The following is a 19,879-nucleotide window of genomic DNA, read 5'->3' as shown; positions in this document are numbered from 1 at the left end:
GCATGTTCCTCAATAACAACTGAATTGCGATCCTCTGGCGATCAAGTTCAAAATTTGCACATTTTATGGAACTTATTTACACAAGGTGTATCAAAGTGTGAACAGATATACAGAATAGCCACCTCAAACCTTTTATGGTGTTGGCTGTTTTGTTCTAGCTCTGATTGTAGCGCTGCGATTAACCAAAACTAATCTCAGCTGCTGAGGTACTTCGGGAGCGCAGGATAACAACGACAATAATTACTGCGAGGAACTCATTATGTGGTGGCGAGTCATCATAGTTACATTAGCCTACTTACTCATTGGCGCACATTTTTTGCGTTACGGCGAAGTTGAAATTGCCGCTTTGTCTGCTGCAATGCCACTATTTATCGCCTTTAGGCACAGGTTAAGTAACCTGATCATGCAACTTGGTCTTATTGCCAGCAGCGTATTGGTTTGGGGGTATCAACCTTTGAGTTCATTAATATGCGCATGGCGATGGACACCCCATGGCAGCGCCTCGCACTTATTATGGCAACTGTTATTATCTTTACGTTATTTGCCGCTTACTGCTGCTCAGGCTTTCAAAAGCGCCGCCGCGAACTGCACTTATATAGATAAATCAGGCTAATCAAATACACAAAAGGGAGTCGCTGATAGCGACTCCCTTTTTGCTTTCAAATGCTTTAAATCATTAATTCTATGTTTTAAATAGAATTAATATGATTCATCACCCGCTTTTCTGATATTGGATAAGCCGTACCTAAAACTTGGGCAAAGCAAGATACACGGTATTCTTCAATCATCCAGCGTGCTTCAACTAATGCCTGCGGCACAGGTTGCGACTTGGGTACTTTTGCTAGCGTAGCCTCCAGTGCATCTTGTACTTTGGCGACACTTTGGGCGTGCAGGCGATCACGAGTTGGATCAACCGGCAGCTTATCAAGGCGGTTCTCAATCGCTTGGAGGTAGCGATGAATATCTGCCACTCGCTGCCAGCCACAATCAGCTACAAACCCTTTATACACCAACTTATCGAGCTGAGTTTGTATGTCGCTCATGGCAAAGGCGATTTCAAAGCTAATCTTACCTTTTAGGCGCTTTTTAATGCGGTTGTATACCGTGAGCACTTGCTCAACATTCAAGGCAATTTTCTCTGCGGTTGGGTTAAGCTCTGCCCTCACCCAATCTTTGGCTTTATCGAACTGCTCAGCATCACGCACATCAAGCTGTTTTTCATCCAACAATTGCTGCACTGCGGCGTTAATAATGTCTTCAATTAAAAACTGCACCTGACCAAACGGGTTAAAGTACATTGCCAGTTTGGCTTTATTCGGCAGCGCTTGCTGCAGGTGCTTCACTGGAGATGGAATATTAATCAGCAGCAGGCGGCGCAAGCCCACGCGGTGATGACGCATAGCTTCGTGCTCGTCGTCAAACAGTTTAATGCTAACATCATCTTTATTATCCACCAGCGCTGGGAAGGCCTTCACTTCATAGTTGCCTTTGCGCTTTTGGTACAGGCTAGGCAGGTTGCCAAAGCTCCACTCTTTGATGTTTTGCTGCTCAATACCGCTATCTGCCACCTTACGAATAGCCTTTGCCACCACGCCTTGCAGCGAATCTTTTAAGGTGTCTAAGTCACGACTTTGTTTAACCAAACGGCCGCGGTCATCTTCAACCTTAAAGTTAATGGTTAAGTGGGTTGGCAGCTGAGTTAAATCAAAATCTTCCACATTGATGCGGGTACCCGACATGCGTAAAAGTTGCTTACACATAGACTCAAGCATGGGCAGTTCAAATGGTTTCATCGCCTGAAAACACGCTTTAGCGTAGTCGGGTGCAGGCACAAAATTACGGCGTAGATTCTTTGGCAGCGACTTAATTAATGCGGTGAGTTTCTCTTCCCGCAGCCCCGGCACCAACCAATCAAAATCATCGGTATCAACCTGATTGAGCAAACCCACTGGAATATGAACCGACACGCCATCATCGTCGTGCCCTGGCTCAAAGTTGTAGCTTACTTTAAGCCCAAGGTTGCCCTTGTGCCACACGTCTGGGAAGTCCAGCGCTGAGATATGGTCGGCATCGCGCTTCATCAGCAGCTCGATATTAAAATCAAGCAGCTCTGGGGTTTTACGCTTAGCTTGTTTCCACCACTTAAAGAACAGCGGTGCATTGTAAATACCTTGAGGAACTAGCGGCTCATAAAAGTCCACCAGCACTTGATCGTCTACCAAAATATCGCGGCGGCGCGACTTGTGCTCTAAGTCTTCAATATCGCTGCGCAGCTTTTGGTTTTTAACGAAAAACGCTTCTTTGGTTTGTAGTTCACCCTCAGCTAGCGCACTGCGAATAAAGATTTCACGGGCTTCAACTGGCTCAATTGGGCCATATTGCACCTTACGACGATTCACTATTCTCAGACCATAAAGCACCTGCGACTCAAATGCGACCACACTGGCAGGTTTTGCCTCATAATGTGGCTCTGCGTAACTCTTTTTCACTAGATGCGGCGCAAGCTCTTCAAGCCACTCTGGCTGAATTTTAGCGCAGCAGCGAGCAAATAAGCGCGAGGTTTCGGTAAGCTCGGCGGCCATAATCCACTTAGGACCTTTTTTGGCTAGCGGCGAGCCTGGGAACACAAAGAAGCGGCGATTACGCGCCCCAAGGTATTCGTTGTTATTGTCTTTAAAACCGATGTGGCTGAGCAGGCCAGACAAAATCGCTTTATGCAGCGACTCATAATCTGCGGCGTTGTCGTTTAACTTCCACTTTAAGTCATGCACTGCTTGGCGCGTTTGAGTATATAAGTCTTGCCATTCACGTACGCGCAAATAGGCTAAGTATTCATCGCGGCAACGCTTTCTAAATTGGCTTGCTGATAACTCACGCTTAGAGTCTTTAATATGATCCCACAGCAATAACCAACTGCTAAAATCAGAGTCTTTGTCATTGAAGCGGCGATGGCATTCGTCAGCAGCTTGTTTTTTATCAATGGGTCGCTCACGTGGATCTTGAATCGACAAACCCGAGGTCACAACTAAGGTTTCGTGTAAACAGCCAAGCTCATTCGCCTCAATCACCATGCGCGCAAGACGCGGGTCGAGCGGGATTTTAGATAAGTTACGACCAAGTGGCGTCAGCACTAGATCGGCTTTGCGCTTTTTCACCGCTTGCAGCTCTTCAAGCAACAAAAAACCGTCACGAATATGCTTTTGCTCTGGCGGCTGAATAAATGGGAATGCGCCAATATCGCCCAGCCCAATCGCCAACATCTGCAAGATAACGGACGCGAGATTGGTACGCAGAATTTCTGGGTCGGTAAATTGAGGGCGGCTTAGAAAATCTTGCTCGTCATATAGGCGAATACAAATACCTGGGCCAACACGACCACAACGACCTTGACGCTGATTAGCACTGGCTTGTGAAACTGGCTCAATTGGCAGGCGCTGCACTTTAGTCCGGTAGCTATAACGACTAATGCGCGCGGTACCTGGGTCAATTACGTAGCGAATACCCGGCACAGTTAACGAGGTTTCAGCCACGTTGGTCGCAAGTACAATGCGCCGACCAACATGAGACTTAAACACCTTGGACTGCTCGCCATAAGATAAACGTGCATAAAGTGGCAGAATTTCAGTATCACGATACTGCTGTTTACGCAGCATATCGGCAGTGTCGCGAATTTCGCGCTCACCATTCATAAAGATAAGAATATCGCCCGGACCTTCAGCCATTAGCTCATCAACAGCTGCAAAAATGCCGTCGGTTACATCAAGGTCGGCTTCGTTATCTTTTACCAGTGGGCGATAACGGGTTTCAACGGGGAAAGTACGGCCTGATACTTCAATCACTGGCGCATTGTTGAAATGCTTTGAAAATCTATCAACATCAATGGTCGCCGAGGTAATGATAACCTTTAAATCTGGGCGTTTTTTCAGTACTTGTTTTAAATAACCAAGAATAAAGTCGATGTTAAGGCTACGCTCGTGGGCCTCATCGATAATAATAGTGTCGTATTGGTTCAGGTATTTATCTGAGGTTAGCTCGGCCAGCAAAATACCATCAGTCATCAACTTGATGTAGCTGTCTTCATTAAGCGCGTCGGCAAATCGAACTTTAAAGCCAACCACTTCACCTAGCGGACTATTTAGCTCTTCAGCAACGCGGTTAGCTACGCTTCTCGCGGCAAGGCGACGCGGCTGAGTATGACCAATCATACCGCGCGAGCCTAAACCAAGTTCTAAACAGATTTTAGGTAGCTGAGTAGTTTTACCCGAGCCTGTTTCACCCGCAACAATGGTGACCTGATTATTGGCAATGGCCTCGGCAATTTCATCACGCTTTTGCGAGACTGGCAGCGCGTCTGGGTAACTAATTTGCGGACGGTTTTCTAAACGCAGCTTAGCCTTTTCAAATGCCTTTTGCGCTAGCTCTTCTAACTTAGCTGTTTCTTGTACCTTTTTTTGCTCGTCTGGTTGTTTTTCTTGCTGCTTTTTCAGACGAAACAAACGACGCCTGATGTTAGCGGCATCAAGCTGGAAACATTGGTTGAGGAAAGTTTTAGAAAGAGGATGAAGACCAGAAGTCAAAGCTGTGTCCCTTGCCGATAATCAAAAACAGCGATCCTAGCAAGGAACATCAAACATTGATATGCCTAGGGCCTGTTTATCTTTACCGATAAAAATTTGTTCGAGTTAAAAGCACTTTAGTCAAACCGCGACCTATACAGCCTAATCGACTATTCAAGTGGCTCGCGAAACAGAACTTTTTGTTAAGGGCATGGTGCTTTTAAACGAACCGTTCCGGCAGCACTTGTTGTCATTTCTACTGCGTTAACGACTTATCATGTGGAACCACCACACGTCAAAGTCGTTGCCTTGTATAAATTTCCAACACCTAGCTGCAAAAGTAATCTTGAAAGATAAACAGCCCCTTAAAAACGCCCATTAGGCTGGGGTGAGATAGCATTGCTGCATATAAGTGTTCATGGCGCTCAGCACATTAGTTCGATTGATCGTACCGACCACTTTGCCATTGTTTACAACTGGGTAGATTTTAGGTTTTGCCCCAAGCATTTGCTCAGCAAGTTGTAACATGCTGCCTTCTGGTGACACAGACAACACCTCGGTTTTCATGCAATCTTCAACCGTGCTGGTTAAATCACAGTGGTAGCTACTTTTAAGCATCACGGCTAAACAATCCTGCTGTGATAAAAAGCCAACCAACTCGCCATTTTCACCAATAACAGGTGCGCCATTCTTCTTACTGTCTAGCAGTAGTTCTACCGCCACCGCTAATGACATATCGGGCTTTAGCAATACAGGTTGTCTGTCCATATGATCTTGAATTTTAATTGAATCCATATATTCCCCTTAAGCGTCATGCCTTAAGCAGCTACTGTAAAAACTAACAGTTAAACGGCAGACCGTTAAACCACTAGCATTAAATAACTATCCTCTAACGACATGAAACGGCAACAGCTTTATTAATATTCATTGTGTCTCATATTCAGTTTAGTCAAAAAAACAATAAAGCAACCATAGATTTAATCGATAACGCCAATACAAATAATCAATCTATTGCTCACATCAAGCTAACAAGTGAGCAAGCCACTTAACTTGCCCTGTGATTAGGCTCTCAATTTTGTACGTTATATGAATAACTAACATCACGCGCATTTACACATGTATACACAGAATCTAAATTAGCCTCACAAAAACCACGCGACTAGCTTGATAAACATTAACGACTAGGCGATTAGCACAAAGAGATGAGAGACCAATATGCGCAATGCAATTAAAAGCAAACTGATTGTTCTATTTACTGTATTGATGGCTGGTTGTTCCAACCTAGGGATTTACGAGGTCACTCAAGTCACCTCAAATCCTAGCCAACTCACGATTGCCAAAGACAGCAAAACCCGTAAGTCGGTGCTGCCAATTTTGGAAAAGTGGGCTTTCGAAAATGGTTACGACGTAAAAACTATCGACAACTATGTCATGGCGGAGCGCAATGAATACACGCTAACCTACCGTGTATGGTGGGGTTGGGATGTCGCATCTTACATGAAAAAAGCGGAAATGAAGGTGCTGAAAGATGGCGTGGCTGTTGGCTCACTTAAGTTTGATGCAACTGAGTATGGCGCGTTTGGTAAGTTTGGCGATGCAGAAGATCGACTCAATATCTTAATGGACGTACTGTTTAATAAGATAACGGTTGCCGAGGGCAATAAACGCGCGGGTGATGCTTAGCTCTTGTATAAGTGTATGTATTCATTCATGTATTAGCGCGTATACTGATTAAAACGATGCTCTGCTGCTTGTAATTTAGCAGCAGAGCATTTTTAGATTACTTATCTTTCCAAATCATCACTTTAGCTTGCTCACCATGAGCACGAGAAGCACGGTACATACCACCGGTGTTAAATGGCATAGCGATGTTACCCTTATGGTCAACAGTGATCACCCCGCCTGTACCACCTGCTTCGACCAAGGTTTGATTAATCACTTCATCAGCCGCTTTAGCAATCGGCTTTTGTTGATACTTCACTTTTGCGCAGATGTCCCCTGCCACTTGATAGCGAATAAAGTATTCGCCATGACCCGTTGCTGACACGGCACAAACGCCATTCTCTGCGTAAGTACCTGCGCCAATCACAGGCGAGTCACCAATGCGATTAAATCGCTTAGCCGTCATACCGCCAGTTGAAGTGCCAGCAACAAGGTTGCCCGATTTATCAAGCGCTACAGCGCCTACAGTACCGAACTTATACTCATCCTTTAAGCTGTTAACCGAAGCTTGATAATCGCCATTTTTCTGCTCACGCTGCATGATTTTTTGTTTGGCATCAAGTAACTGAGCGTAGCGATGCGGCGTATCAAAGTGAGTATTCGGCACAAATTGGTAGCCCTGAGTTAAGGCAAACTCTTCAGCGCCTTGACCATAAAGCATCACATGTGGCGATTTGTGCATCACAGAGATTGCTAAATCAATTGGATTTTTAATATGTTTTACACCAGATACTGCGCCTGCATTCATGGTTTTACCGTCCATGATTGATGCATCAAGTTCATGGCCACCGTCAAAGGTATAAACGCTGCCAACACCGGCATTAAAATAAGGCGTGTTTTCAAGCACATTGATAGCTGTTTTTACTGCATCAAGGCTAGTGCCTCCTTGCTCAAGAATGTCATATCCGGCATCTACGGCTTGCTTTAACTTGGCACGATAAGCCTTTTGCTGTTCATCGGTCATACTGCTTGGCTTGATAGTGCCTGCTCCGCCATGAATAGCAATCGCGTACGGTTTAGCATCTGTTGCAAGCAATTGTGGCGAAAAAACCATCCCTGTCAGTGCAAGTGTAAAAATTAATTTCTTCATTCTTTGCAAGTCCTTGATTAAATTGTTTGTTTAATTATTTTTAAACGAAGGTGTCCTTGCGACTTTACCGCTTTCTAGCGACAATAGACACATGTATCCCTCAAATATTGAGCTCTGTTCACCTTGCTGACTCACTGCGCCAAATTATTTTGTTTTCTAGTCATCGCATTATGTGCTTTGAGTGCCCCGCTTGCGCACGCGGAGTCAGTGCTTAAAGTGACAGTTAAAGGCACAAGTGAAGCGCTAGCAAGTAACATTCAGGCTCACCTTGGTAAAACACCAGAAAACGATGTACAACGCCGTGCGTTTTTATTCAATGTTGAAGATAACGTCACCAATGCCCTGCAAAGCATGGGGTATTACCATGCCGAGGTGAATACACAAATTGATAATAGTCAGCAGCCTTGGCAGCTAACGTTAGACATCAATCCTGGCGACCCTGTTACTATCAAATGGGTCGATATTTTGTTCTCAGGTGAAATGCTTGAAGATGAGGCATTTGATAGCTGGCTAGACACCTTAACCGTCAAGCCTGGCGATAGGCTGAATCACGGTATTTATAACACCATCAAAACACAACTGATCACCCTTGCCTTGGCGCGAGGCTATTTTGATGGCAAATTTACCTTGTCTGAAATCAACATCAATCGCGACGACAAAACCGCAAAACTCAACCTGCACTTTGACTCTGGTGAGCGCTACTTATTTGGCGATGTGACCTTTGAGGGGCACGAGCTAAACGACAATATACTTGAAGCGCTGGTACCTTTTGATGATGGTGCACACTACGCAACTACGCCGTTAAGTGCACTCAATCGTAACCTACTCGACACAGGTTATTTCGCTAGTATCAGGGTACTACCTCAGGTAGATAACCTACAAAATCAGCAAGTGCCAATTCGCGTTGCACTAGCATCAAAACCAAGCCACTCAATCGAAGTAGGTTTGGGTGTTGATATTGGTAATAGTTCAGAGTCTGGCGTTGACCCTAGAGTTAAGGTCACCTGGCGTACCCCACAAATTAACCGTTATGGCCATTTTCAAGACACCACGGCAGAATGGTCACCAGATCGCCCCAAGCTGTTAACCACCTACACAATTCCATTGTCACATCCGCTGGACGACCAATTAAAAATCCGTGTTGGTTTACTGCGTGACAAATACGGTGTCACTCAGGTTTATGATGAAGATAACCTCACATACAGCAATACAGGGCAGCTAGAAGCAACCAAGTATCAGCTAGCTGTTATCCGCCAGACCCGTACTGGTGGTAATTGGCTGATTGGCTACTCAGTAGAGGCTGTGCGCGAGTTCTATAATCAATCAGACGTCGATTACGACCCCGTACTATATCTATTTGGTTGGGGTATTTCGCGAACCCAGCGCGGTGACAACTCGCTGGATCCAAAATCAGGCTTTCGCCAAACCTACAGTATTGAATATGCTAATCCTAATCTTGGTTCAACCATTGAATTAACTCGCTTGCAAGCCAAATGGAAGTGGATAGACACCTTTTTTGACAAACACCGATTTGTTACCCGCCTAGATTTAGGTGCGAATATCGTCAGCGAGCAAGACTTTGATTTTGTACCGCCATCACTAAGATATTTTGCCGGTGGCGATCAGTCTATTCGAGGTTATAGCTATCAAGAGCTTGGTCCCTATATTGATTACATCAATAATGATGGCATTCCTGCGCGTCAGGTAGTCGGTGGCCGCTATTTAGCCGTTGCCAGTGCCGAGTATCAATATTACGTTACTCCTACCTGGCGTGTGGGCACCTTTGTCGATGCAGGTAATGCCTTTGATAGAGGCCAATTTGAACCTGTGGTGTCAGTGGGTGGTGGCATACACTGGATTTCCCCGATTGGCCCGATCAAACTCGATTTAGGTGTCGGCCTAAAAGAAACTGAAACCGTTGCTCGCTCATGGCGCCTGCACTTAACCATGGGGGCAGATCTTTAATGACCGACACCTCCCATAAACAAGCAGGCCCGCAGCCAGGTAAAAAACAAGCAACACAACCTCAAAGTGGCTTAAGTAAAAGCTTAAAGCGCCTATTTGGCACCTTTAAACTGTGTATGCGCACAGTGTTTTATGTGCCACTATTCTTAATCATTGCGCTTGCAGTACTTTTAAGCACGCCATTTGGCAGTCATTTAACGGTGTTTTTAGCCGACAAGTTTGTTCCAGGGTTAAGTCTTGAGTACCAAGGCGGCGTGATCAATCGTGAATTGAGCGTCACCAATGCTAGCTGGCGAATGTCAGGAATTGAAGTAGAGGTAGATGCACTTAGCTTACAGTGGAATCCAGCCTGTTTATTCTACAAACAAATTTGCGCAAAAAGCCTCACCGCTAGCGGCGTTGTGGTCAACATAGACACCGACCAAATCGGCGCAGATACGGAAAATGCAGATACCGGGATAATAGAGCAGACCTCGGAGCAAAGTTTAACTAAACCAGAAACCGACTCGAGCCAGCTGCCAACCAACGGCCAAAACCAATACTCAAGCGACAGTGAAAATGAGCAAGAACTTGCTCAAGTCACTGAGCAAGATTTAAGACTCCCTATTGATATCAGTCTTAGCTTACTTGAGCTCAATGATGTTCATGTGCGCGTCAACGACATGACCTATTCATCAGATCAATTGCGCGGGCAAGCGATTTGGAACGAGCCAGGACTTCAGGTTGATTGGCTGACAAGTCAAGGGCTTAACGTCAATATTCCACTTGGCAGTGATGAAGCGGACGCTAATGCAAGTGTCAAAGCTAACTCAGTTGTAAAGACACAAGCTGATGAGCAAACTAACGATTCAGACACTTGGGCAATGGCCGATTTACCTTTAGTTCGCATGCCGTTTGCGATTTTCGTTAAGCAACTCGATATACAACAAAATCAACTAACCCTTGGCTCGCGCACAGATAACTTTGCACATATCGCTTTACGCGGTAGCTTTATCGCCTACCACCTAACCGTTGACGAGTTAGCATTTACCCATGATTATGGCGACGCCGAAATTAAAGGCGAAATGCACTTTACCCGCCACTACCCTATGGATGTAATCGGTAACTTCAACTTTAATCAAGTTGATGAGCTGCCCGGGTTCACCGATCAACAAGTTGAGCTACAACTTTCAGGCGACTTTAGCCAACTACAAGCCAATACTGTGGTTACTGGGGAAACTCAAGTCAACCTTGAAGGGAAAATCGATCTCACAACGCCAGAGCTAAACTATGCAGCTAAATTAAGCGATAGCCGAGTTTATTGGCCGCTTGCTGGAGAGCGGGAGTATCAAGCTGATATTGATACACTGGTGACCGATGGCAATTTGACCAAACAAAACGCGACCATTAAGGCGTTATTTCAAAGCCCATTTCACGGCGCGACGCAAATTGAAGGAACAGTTTCACATCAAGCCAAACAGCTAAAATTAACAGATGTTGATTTACGCTCTAAAGCAGGCCATTTATTGCTGGATGGTGAATTGAGTTTTGGTCAGTCAGTCAGTAACAAGCAAGCAGGAACAGATATTCAATCCAAAGAAGGACACAGTAGCGACGAGCAGTTAAGCACTGACTTGACAGCCTTTAGCTGGCGCGCTGATGTTATTGCAGATCACTTGATTATTGAGCATATTGAACAGCTCGTCGACTACGATATTTTGTCGGGTAATGTGAATGGGCAACTTACCACTAGCGGCAATGTCGGCTCCATAACCGAAGCGGGAAAAGAACAGAGCACTTGGCAAGTATCACTATTTAATGCCGACCTTGATGGCGAGCTAAATGCAAACCCTTTCACCTTGAAAGGCGATATCGACATCAATCATAAACTGGCTATCAACGCCAATCACCTTGAAGCGCAAATGCTTGGAAGTAACCTGAGAGTCAATGGTCAGGCTGATGAAGTTTGGGATATAGACGCCGAGCTAACTGTGCCAGATTTAAGCCTTTGGGTTGCCGATACGCAAGGTACCATTCAAGCCAGTATTGATGTTAATGGCGCACAAGATAATCCTGTGGTTGATATCAATGCCTCAATAGATAATGCTGATCTAATGGGGTATCGCCTACAAAGCTTACTCGTTAAAGGTCAGTATCAACCATTGGCAAGTCATCTATTTAATGCACAACTTGATATCGAGCATGCGATGCTTGCTGGCGTGCACCTAGCGAAAGCGCAGCTCACTACAAAAGGCGATCAGCACAATCAAAATACTCAGCTCACCAGCGACGGTGACCTTGGCCTCAACGTCAAGCTCATTAGCCACTCAGACCTTGAAAAGCAACAGTTTGAAGGACATTTAGATAACCTGGATATCGACAGTCCAATTGGCTTTTGGCGATTACAGAACGACATTGTTATCAATTGGGACAACCTTGCCCAGCAAGGCTCAGTCACTAAATTCTGTCTAGGCCAATCAGAGCATTTAATCTGCTCGTCAACTGATATTGATATTGCGCCTACAGGCTCGGCAAATTTACAGTTTGCAGGCGAGCCGGGCAAATTGCTACAGCCTTATTTACCGCGCAACCTTAACTGGCAAGGTCATGCGGCAATAAACCTAAGCGCCAATTGGTTTGCCGAGCAAAAGCCAAATGCTGACCTGACGCTGATACTTACTCCAGGTAGCATTCAGCTTGAAGGTAATGAAAGCCGTAGCCTTGACTTTGACTATCAACAGTTAAAAGTCGACGCGAGTCTTGCCAACGACCTACTGAATAGCTCGCTTAACTTGCTATCGCAAGACTTCGCCAGCGCCCAAAGTAATCTCAGCATTGATATCGCTAATAACAAGGCACTAAGCGGCAGTTTCACGATCAATCAATTGAATCTGCTGCCACTTGTAACGTTATTCCCGCACTTTGCCACCCTTGAAGGTACAGTCTCAGCAGACCTTGATATCAGCGGCACGCTGGAGTCACCTGTTAGCCAAGGGGAAGTGAGAATTAATGACGGTGCCCTCGCCTTAACCGCCAACCCCACACTGATTAATCATCTCGACGCCACGTTGCAACTAAGTGGTCAGCAAGGCCAACTTCAAGCAGCTTGGCAGATGGGTGAAGGTAAAGTGACCAGCAAAGGCGATTTAGCCTGGGGTGATGGTGATATTAAAGGCGATATTCATATCAAAGGCGACAAACTGGCTATCATTCAGCCACCGCTAGCGATTTTAGATGTGTCACCTGATGTCCAAATTGTATTTGACACCAAACAGCTCGATGTAAAAGGTGATATTTCCATACCAAGCGGACAAATCACCATAGTACAGCTGTCAGATGACGGTATTGCGGTTTCAGATGACGTGGTTTACCAAGACTCAATTTCCGAATTGGAGAAAAAGTCACAACCTTACTTGCTCAGTAGCAATCTCAATATTAATGTTGGCGATCAAGTCTCAGTAGATGGCATGGGGCTACAGGGAAGCTATCGGGCACCTTGTTACTAAAACAAGAAACGACTAAACCAGCACAACTATTTGGTGATGTAAAAATTAACCAGGGCAGCTACAAGTTTATGGGGCAAACACTGACCATCGACACTGGTGAAGTACAATTCTCCGGCCCGCCGAGTGTGGCAAACTTGAACATTGAAGCCACCAAAGAAATTAAAGATGAAGATTTGGTGGCGGGTGTGCGCGTAACAGGTACCACCATGAAGCCAGTGGTAGACATTTTCTCAAATCCAGCGAAAGAGCAAGCAGAAGTGTTGTCATACATTCTCACTGGCAAAGGCTTTAGTACCTCTAACTCAGATGCCAACAATGCACTCATGCTTAATACTGCACTTAGTTTAGGGACTCAACTAGGTGGCGGCGCGATTGACAATATTGGTAGCACAGCCACCAACCTCATCGAAAAATTTGGTTTCTCTAACGTACAACTGGATGCGAATGATGACGGCCGCGTCGCGGTAAGCGGTTATATTGGTGACAGCCTAATGGTTAAGTACGGTATAGGTGTATTTAACCCAGGCTACGAAATGACAGTGCGTTACTATTTATTGTCTCAGCTTTACCTCGAAAGTGTGTCGAGTACTCTAAGTCAGTCGCTGGATATCTACTATAGTTTCGACATTGAGTAGCTTTGACATTAAATAGCGTTGATGTCGAACAGTTTTTATAAACATACTTTTAATAAACAAACCTAGCCCCTGAGGTAAATTTCAGGCACAAAAAAAGCGCCATTAAGGCGCTTTTTTTCGCAAACAGCTATTAAGCGTATTTGAAGTCAATGTGTTCAACCATTGGCTTGAACGCGTGACGTTGCATAGCTTGAGCGCGAACTTTCACTTCTTTACCATCTAAAACGATAGTTAGGTCAGTAGTGTAGAAGTCTTCGTTCACTTGGATGTTGATGATATCTTTGTGAAGAAGAGTAATAGCTACAGGCTCTTTACCTGGGCCATAGATAACTGCTGGTACTTTACCTTCGTGACGTAGGCGGCGGCTCGAACCTTTCCCGATTTCAGTGCGGATTTCAGCATTGATAGTGTAAGACATGATTAACTCACTTATATAAAAAATTTGAGATGTCATCAGGGATAAACGTCATTTTCGACCAATAACGCATATGTGTATGACTCTAAACCAATCTGCTTCAGACAAATTGAGGCGCGAATACTAACATAGCCCCAGAGCCCTCACAAGCAATTATATGAGTTAATTATCATCAGTATCGCGAGCCAGCAATCGAACAGTTAACCCCAGGCGCGAACAGGCCCACAATCTACATGCACAAAACCAGATTTAGGGTAATAGCCAACCCCACCGAGCTTTAACGACATAGCTGCATCACGCAAATTCTTAGTGCTCACGCCAGGAATAGCAATATCCATTGCCATGCCTTTCATGTGATAACTCTTTTTAGCCACGCCATTGCTCTTAGCTGCCAGCATGTTATTGGTTTTTGGTGAACGGTAGCCAGAAATCACATGGATCTCACCATCGGTATCTAGCGTTGATTGAAGCTTATACAGATACTCAAACAACCGCTTATCCATTGGCGCTGCCACGTTTTGACGGTGGTCGCGCAATAGATGATTGAACTCGGTAATAATATTGGCTTGATACTGGCCGTCTACCCAAAAATCACCTTGGATACGCTCACCAGTGTGACGATTATAAAAGCTTAACTGTTTAACACCTTGAGTCGAACGACTCGCGTTAGCGGTTTTAGGTAACATACTTACCAGGGCAGCCCCACCTAACCCAAACAAAACTTGCCTGCGGGCAACACACTCTAAAGACATTAACGCACCATATAATTGCTGTTTTTTTATTCGAATCACGGGCAAATTATACGGAAGTGAAAACTATTGCAAGTGCTCATTAAGCTTTTAAAACCAGTAAAAATGCAGGTTTTACCATTATCATCATAAGAATTAGCCATTTATCACCAATAGCTAATTTGGTTAATTTTTAGCTCATTTTCACTTTAGGAACTAAATCACAATCAAGATCACAAACCTGCAACCTTTTAATTACAGCCATGCGTGAACGCTGTTAGGTAAAACACAATTTTTGAAAGAAACAAGAAAACTGTGGTTGCACATCTAAGTACACATTCCCAAAACTAGATGCTAGATGTGAGGTGTTAGATGGGGGTATTCGCAGTGTTGAGGTTAAAATTGACGCTAGTATTAGCGCGCAAGGCTATTTTGTGCAATTTTTGTGGGTACAGGCGTCACCAGCTTACGATAGATGTCATCGCGATATTGCACCACTTGCTGGTCATTAACCCAGGCTGGCCAATAAACAAAATGGACTGGTAGTTTTTGTTTGAGCGAGAACCATTGAGTAGTCTCATAATCTGACTGTAACCGCTGCCAGGTGCGTTGGTCTTCAACCAGGTTATCAGCAAACCAATTGGCAAGCTCTTGTATCGACTCAACCCGCACACAACCTGATGATAACGCGCGTTGAGGCTCATTAAACAACTCAGGTGTTGGCGTATCATGTAGATACACGTTTAGATCATTTTGAAAGTGGATTTTATAACGTCCCAGCGCATTGTGTTTACCGGGGCGCTGCACTAATCGATAAGGAAAACGCCCAGAGGCCTCCTGTTGCCACTGCTCAGCTTCTTTAGCAACTCGGTTGCCTGAGTAATCGTAAACATCGAACTGCTCATCAACCACATAATTGCCGTCTTTTCTGATTTTTGGCAATAAATCACGGCGCAGTAGTTTTCGCGGCACTGTCCAGGTCGGATTAATGACTATATTAGAAATCTCACCCTGAAATACAGGCGTTTGTCGGTAGGCTTTACCCACAATGACTCTTGAAGTTAGCACTAGCTGGTTGTTATCAACTAGGTGTAGCTTATAAGCAGGAATATTGACCAGTAAATATCTATCACCAATGCTGGCAAGGTAAATAGTTTTTTCTATAAAGCTTTGTGCAAGAAGCTGCGCCTTTTGATAAGGCGTTCGATTGAGCCAGTACAAGGTTTTAGGGCCAATCACCCCATCTGTTTTCAAACCGTGGCGCGCTTGAAATTGCTGCACGCCAAGCATCAACTCTGTGCTGTAAACAGACTCAGCTTCTATCTCAGTAACTAAGTCACCCAACAATTGCAGCCTTTGAGTAATCGCCTTGATGGTTTTATGGCTATCTCCTTGCCTAAGCAATCCACCTGGCTCAATTGCTGCCCAACTAGACTGTTGTTGTAGCCACAATAGTTTACGAATTGCGTTTTGCACGGCGAGATAATCTTCTACCTGCGGCTCAACTGCCATGGCGATAACCTGAGTTGACGGCACATGATGAAAATTAAGCTGATGATAAGGCAGGCTCACCTGACGCTCAGACCAAAAACTCACTATGTCGTTAATAATCTCATCTTGAAACTCAAGCTTATCGGCATAGGACTGACCTTGAAGTATATCAAGATAATGCGCGCGCCTGGCGCTTGGGTATGCTAGCTGCAGTAATTGCACATGTTGCGTCAAGCTACGCTCGCTTAATGACTGCGCATTAACTGACGAAGCGAAACCTAAGCCAATCGCTAAGGCCGCGAACAAAACCGTTAAGGCGCATTTTAGCCCAGATGCCCTAGCATTCACTTGAGCAATCAACCTATTAGCAACCAATTGACTTTGAAGATTTGAGCGGGGGTATAACCTGACACAAAAGGACGTAAGGCCGAACGAAAACGCTGTAAATAATGAAACAACAAATCTCTTCATACTTAAAGTATGGCAAAGATTTTGGCGAATATTATGACAGTTCGTTTACTCGCGAAAAACTTCATACCTTTTAGGGAGATGAGGCCAAAAAAATTTTTTATATAGTCAATTCGCCGCAAAAAACAGCATACGCGCCAGCTGTCAGGTTAATAAACGCTAATTAACTAGGTTTGATTCGCAATGGCTGCTATAAAGACCGACCTCATGTTTTAAGCACAGGTGTTGAAGTAGCCGCGAATGAATAAGAAACAGCTCATTGAGCGTATGGCAGCCAAGATGGCAATCTCCCATGCCCAAACAAAACCTCAGTTAGAACAGATCCTAGCGACTATTCATCAAGCCTTAACCGAAGGCGAAAAAGTATATGTACCTCAGTTTGGCACCTTTGAATTGAGATATCACCTTGCCAAGCAAGGACGTAACCCGCAAACTGGCGAGAGCATCGAAATTGATGGTTTTAACCAACCAAGCTTCAAACCTGCGCCAAAGCTAAAGGAACAAGTGAACAGCTAACCAATACGCTTTGCACTTAGCTATATAGACCCTATTGATTATCACCATTAGGGTCTATCAAAATCCACTGGGCCGACCGCTAGCTAGCATCTCTCACTAGCCTGACATAATGATAAATTCGAATTGCGTCATTTTGCGGGCCAAAACCTAAACTATAATCCTCACCATCCCATTGCTTTAAATCACTCCGCTGCGCTCCCGCGCCATGAACATCAACCCATTCAGCTTGATTTGCGTTATAACCCAGCGCTCGACCAAATGCGATATATGCCCCGGCTCTGCCGTAAAAGCCGTCGTCATAAAAACTGCCATTGGTTGCGTGTGTAGTATTGCTCCAATAAAAGCCGTAATCGGCTTCACCATTTTCGTTGAATATCATGATACTAGTAAAAACAGGGTCAATGGCTGCGCTGGAATCGGTGGCAGGCGAGCGCGAGTAATCAACCAAACTGTGCAGTTCTTTCACATTAGGCAAGCGCCAGTCGTTATAGCCTAGGTGCCCTTCATTATTCATTTGCTCAGCGTAATCCAAGGCATCTTGCCAAGTCATTGCACCTTTAAGCTCAGCATCATCAGCAAGCGCAATAAAATCACCGCTATCTGATTGCACAAAATCCAAACCTGTTTTGTAATTGAAACCACTGGTATAGCCATTGCCACTGTCGGCTTGCATCCACATCAAATGGGTCGAATTGTCAGTCACCGTGCCGTCACCGTTATCAATAAAATCATTTTCGCCATAGCCAGTGTTAGCACGCATGCACATCACGTAATAAGTCTTCACTTGCCCAAACATAAGCTGCTCATAGCCTTTGATACGTCCATCGGCAAAGTTAACCCCAAATAACAAGTCCCCTGCCTCAGCACTCACGTAGCTGGTCGTGCTAGCGTACTGAGCATCAATCAAGCGCTCTGAATTGGCGGTGTCACCATAGGAGAAATCAAATACGGTTTGGTCAATAAAGGCTTTAAGGTAGGTTTGATCATCCGAGGTTGGGTCTGTGCCCTGAAAATTCATCAACGAATACAGCTGTTTGATGTTAGGTAGTTGCCAGTCTGAATAGCCAGCTAAGGTCAGATTACTACAGTAACTTGTGGCGTCATCTGATGATAACTTATCGTAAATATCAATGCTGCCATCGCCATTGGTGTCAGTGCTTTGGGTCCACATAATATTGGTCACATCATCTGTCACTGTGCTATCGCCGTTGTCAGTATAACTTTGGCTATTTCGGCTTAACTGCGCATCTTGACCGTAAAAGTTGTTGCCAGCGCTTGGGCAGATAATATCGACGAGGTTGTCGTAACAAGCGATTTGCTCAGTATCGACGATGGCATAATTTGCACTGGTAATGGTGTCATCACTGCTGCCGTCATCATCTGAGCTGGCATAAATCTCATCCAGTCCACAGCCTGACAACATTAAACTGGCTACAACAAAGGCTAAACCACTCAAAGGGATAATTCGTGTCATGCCCTACTCCCGCTTTAACTCAAACTGACTATTCACTAAGAGCTAGGTTATCGACTAATTGTGCAAGGAGTGTGTAGAGATAATGCAGATAAATAGGAGTGTTTGTGGCGTTGTTCGAAGAGTACGAGCGAGTTAATGCAAGCTAGTCACAAATCAAAACTGAATTGAGACGTAGCAGTCACCAGCGCCTTCGATGCCCTTAATCTCAGGTACATATCGCTGTAACTTCTCATCGCGAAAATACGAACCATAGGGCTTAGTGAACGCATTCATAAAATAACGATACCAAGACTCGTCATGAGACTGCGAGCCATAACGTGCATAGGCTTTCCATTTGTAATATTCAGCATGCTCGAGTGAGTGCACCACTGAATTACTCCAAACTAGATAAGTTAGCGGCACAGCTGTAGCTCTTAACTCTTCAGGAATAGGATAAATATGCTCGCTAAACCAATCAGAAAAAGCTTGTAACTCTTGCTCACTGAAGTTTTGTTTAAGCACATAGTCTCGAATAGGTCCGTAAAAACGGCGAATTTTTTGCTCAAATGGCAATCCACCTTTCGCTTCAACATGCCAGTCCATTACAAAGTTTTCAGGGTTAGCAATCTCCCTTGCCAAAGGTAATTCTGGCTTGGTTTGTTTTGTAATATTCCAATATTGCTGCACCCGAGCCAAAATCGAATCACTCGCCCTGTGATTGGTATAATCAGGCAACAAGGTTTGACACATATAGCTAGAGCTAGCCAAATCAATACCACCATTGTTATAAACCAAGGTGTAACGGCTATGGCGTTGCAAGAAGTGTTTAAAGTGACTTTTAGGCAGGGTTGCAGCATAAACCGCCATAGCTGTAGGAGCGTGAAAATGCACAAACGAATGATAGTGAATTGGCACAGCTAAAAAACACGCCCGCTGAGCCCTATCCATAGTTTGCGCTTCACTCTCATTATCAGCCGCGACAGGCATAGCTCTATGGGACTTATGATCAAGTTTTATCAATGCGCTCGGCATATTGATATTGGCAAAATAAGCGAGATCTAACTCATCACCTCTCACATATCTTGCAAGCCCTGTAGTTGCGATCAACTGATATAAGCTGTCAGCATCAAGATCTTTCGACGGTCCTTTATCAAAATGACGCTGCAAACGGTAATAAGTTCTACCAAACACCAGCGCAGGTAATTTAAACCAAAACATCTCAGCATAATCCATCAAGCTGATGTCAATGGGCGCGGCATGAAACGCTGTGACATCATTATGCTTTGATGTAAACGCCTGCTGATATTTAGCGGTTGATTTAAATAACTTCATTAGTTCCCTTAATGAATGACTGC

General features: G+C 44.7%; 12 protein-coding genes and 1 pseudogene. 5 read left to right on the top strand and 8 right to left on the bottom strand.

Annotated elements, in window-relative coordinates; all coding sequences use genetic code 11:
• The first annotated feature begins 259 nt into the window (after positions 1–259).
• A complete protein-coding gene (locus EXU30_RS17695) occupies positions 260–613 on the top strand; it encodes a hypothetical protein (protein WP_242620255.1) in 354 nt (117 codons plus the stop codon).
• 76 nt (positions 614–689) lie between these two features.
• Here EXU30_RS17695 and hrpA read toward each other — a convergent pair whose 3' ends face one another.
• Positions 690–4,577: an ATP-dependent RNA helicase HrpA gene (hrpA, locus tag EXU30_RS17690; RefSeq protein ID WP_130602275.1), complete on the bottom strand. Its 3,888-nt coding sequence runs from the start codon at positions 4,575–4,577 to the stop codon at positions 690–692.
• 357 nt (positions 4,578–4,934) lie between these two features.
• Positions 4,935–5,351, bottom strand: a complete 417-nt coding sequence (locus EXU30_RS17685; protein ID WP_130602273.1) for a CBS domain-containing protein — start codon at positions 5,349–5,351, stop codon at positions 4,935–4,937.
• Positions 5,352–5,771: 420 nt separating this feature from the next.
• On the opposite strand from EXU30_RS17685, the gene EXU30_RS17680 reads away from it, so the two are divergent.
• Complete coding sequence (locus tag EXU30_RS17680) at positions 5,772–6,239, top strand: Sbal_3080 family lipoprotein (RefSeq protein WP_130602271.1); 468 nt, start codon at positions 5,772–5,774, stop codon at positions 6,237–6,239.
• Between the two features lie 97 nt (positions 6,240–6,336).
• Here EXU30_RS17680 and EXU30_RS17675 read toward each other — a convergent pair whose 3' ends face one another.
• Positions 6,337–7,332, bottom strand: coding sequence for an isoaspartyl peptidase/L-asparaginase family protein (locus tag EXU30_RS17675; RefSeq protein WP_242620426.1), 996 nt, complete (start codon positions 7,330–7,332; stop codon positions 6,337–6,339).
• A gap of 243 nt (positions 7,333–7,575) precedes the next feature.
• Here EXU30_RS17675 and EXU30_RS17670 point away from each other — a divergent pair, with 243 nt between their 5' ends.
• Both EXU30_RS17670 and EXU30_RS17665 read left to right on the top strand, forming a co-directional pair.
• Positions 7,576–9,333 (top strand): autotransporter assembly complex protein TamA, encoded by a 1,758-nt coding sequence (locus EXU30_RS17670; protein WP_423213349.1) that lies wholly within the window; start codon positions 7,576–7,578, stop codon positions 9,331–9,333.
• Positions 9,297–13,453, top strand: a pseudogene (locus EXU30_RS17665) (translocation/assembly module TamB domain-containing protein). The gene EXU30_RS17670 and the pseudogene EXU30_RS17665 overlap by 37 nt, the downstream one beginning before the upstream one ends.
• A gap of 130 nt (positions 13,454–13,583) precedes the next feature.
• Here EXU30_RS17665 and rplY read toward each other — a convergent pair.
• The 3 genes from rplY to EXU30_RS17645 all read right to left on the bottom strand — a co-directional run bounded on the left by rplY (position 13,584) and on the right by EXU30_RS17645 (position 16,321).
• Positions 13,584–13,871, bottom strand: a complete 288-nt coding sequence (gene rplY / locus EXU30_RS17655) for a 50S ribosomal protein L25 (RefSeq protein ID WP_130602261.1) — start codon at positions 13,869–13,871, stop codon at positions 13,584–13,586.
• A 197-nt stretch (positions 13,872–14,068) separates the two neighbouring features.
• A complete protein-coding gene (gene mepK, locus EXU30_RS17650) occupies positions 14,069–14,620 on the bottom strand; it encodes a peptidoglycan L,D-endopeptidase MepK (RefSeq protein WP_130602259.1) in 552 nt (183 codons plus the stop codon).
• Positions 14,621–15,010: 390 nt separating this feature from the next.
• Positions 15,011–16,321, bottom strand: coding sequence for a L,D-transpeptidase family protein (locus EXU30_RS17645; RefSeq protein ID WP_165399045.1), 1,311 nt, complete (start codon positions 16,319–16,321; stop codon positions 15,011–15,013).
• A gap of 474 nt (positions 16,322–16,795) precedes the next feature.
• Here EXU30_RS17645 and EXU30_RS17640 point away from each other — a divergent pair, with 474 nt between their 5' ends.
• A complete protein-coding gene (locus EXU30_RS17640; protein ID WP_130602255.1) occupies positions 16,796–17,071 on the top strand; it encodes an HU family DNA-binding protein in 276 nt (91 codons plus the stop codon).
• A 79-nt stretch (positions 17,072–17,150) separates the two neighbouring features.
• Here the strand turns inward: EXU30_RS17640 and EXU30_RS17635 are convergent, their stop codons facing one another.
• Both EXU30_RS17635 and EXU30_RS17630 read right to left on the bottom strand, forming a co-directional pair.
• Positions 17,151–18,545, bottom strand: coding sequence for an Lcl C-terminal domain-containing protein (locus EXU30_RS17635; protein ID WP_207234081.1), 1,395 nt, complete (start codon positions 18,543–18,545; stop codon positions 17,151–17,153).
• Positions 18,546–18,698: 153 nt separating this feature from the next.
• The gene (locus tag EXU30_RS17630) at positions 18,699–19,856 is read right to left on the bottom strand and encodes a hypothetical protein (RefSeq protein WP_130602253.1); all 1,158 of its coding nucleotides are present in this window, start codon (positions 19,854–19,856) and stop codon (positions 18,699–18,701) included.
• Positions 19,857–19,879: the final 23 nt, after the last annotated feature.

Origin of the sequence: Shewanella maritima, assembly GCF_004295345.1 — a bacterium.
GTDB classification, from domain to species: domain Bacteria; phylum Pseudomonadota; class Gammaproteobacteria; order Enterobacterales; family Shewanellaceae; genus Shewanella; species Shewanella maritima.
The sequence above is the reverse complement of the archived record's forward strand: the minus strand, read 5'-3'. Positions and strand labels throughout refer to the sequence as shown.

Excerpts from the sequence above, each read along its gene's own strand:
- rplY (WP_130602261.1), bottom strand. The coding sequence starts at position 13,871 with ATGTCTTACACTATCAATGCTGAAATCCGCACTGAAATCGGGAAAGGT.
- mepK (WP_130602259.1), bottom strand. The coding sequence starts at position 14,620 with ATGTCTTTAGAGTGTGTTGCCCGCAGGCAAGTTTTGTTTGGGTTAGGT.
- EXU30_RS17640 (WP_130602255.1), top strand. The coding sequence starts at position 16,796 with ATGAATAAGAAACAGCTCATTGAGCGTATGGCAGCCAAGATGGCAATC.
- EXU30_RS17680 (WP_130602271.1), top strand. The coding sequence starts at position 5,772 with ATGCGCAATGCAATTAAAAGCAAACTGATTGTTCTATTTACTGTATTG.
- EXU30_RS17635 (WP_207234081.1), bottom strand. The coding sequence starts at position 18,545 with ATGACACGAATTATCCCTTTGAGTGGTTTAGCCTTTGTTGTAGCCAGT.
- EXU30_RS17695 (WP_242620255.1), top strand. The coding sequence starts at position 260 with ATGTGGTGGCGAGTCATCATAGTTACATTAGCCTACTTACTCATTGGC.
- EXU30_RS17685 (WP_130602273.1), bottom strand. The coding sequence starts at position 5,351 with ATGGATTCAATTAAAATTCAAGATCATATGGACAGACAACCTGTATTG.
- EXU30_RS17675 (WP_242620426.1), bottom strand. The coding sequence starts at position 7,332 with ATGGTTTTTTCGCCACAATTGCTTGCAACAGATGCTAAACCGTACGCG.
- EXU30_RS17630 (WP_130602253.1), bottom strand. The coding sequence starts at position 19,856 with ATGAAGTTATTTAAATCAACCGCTAAATATCAGCAGGCGTTTACATCA.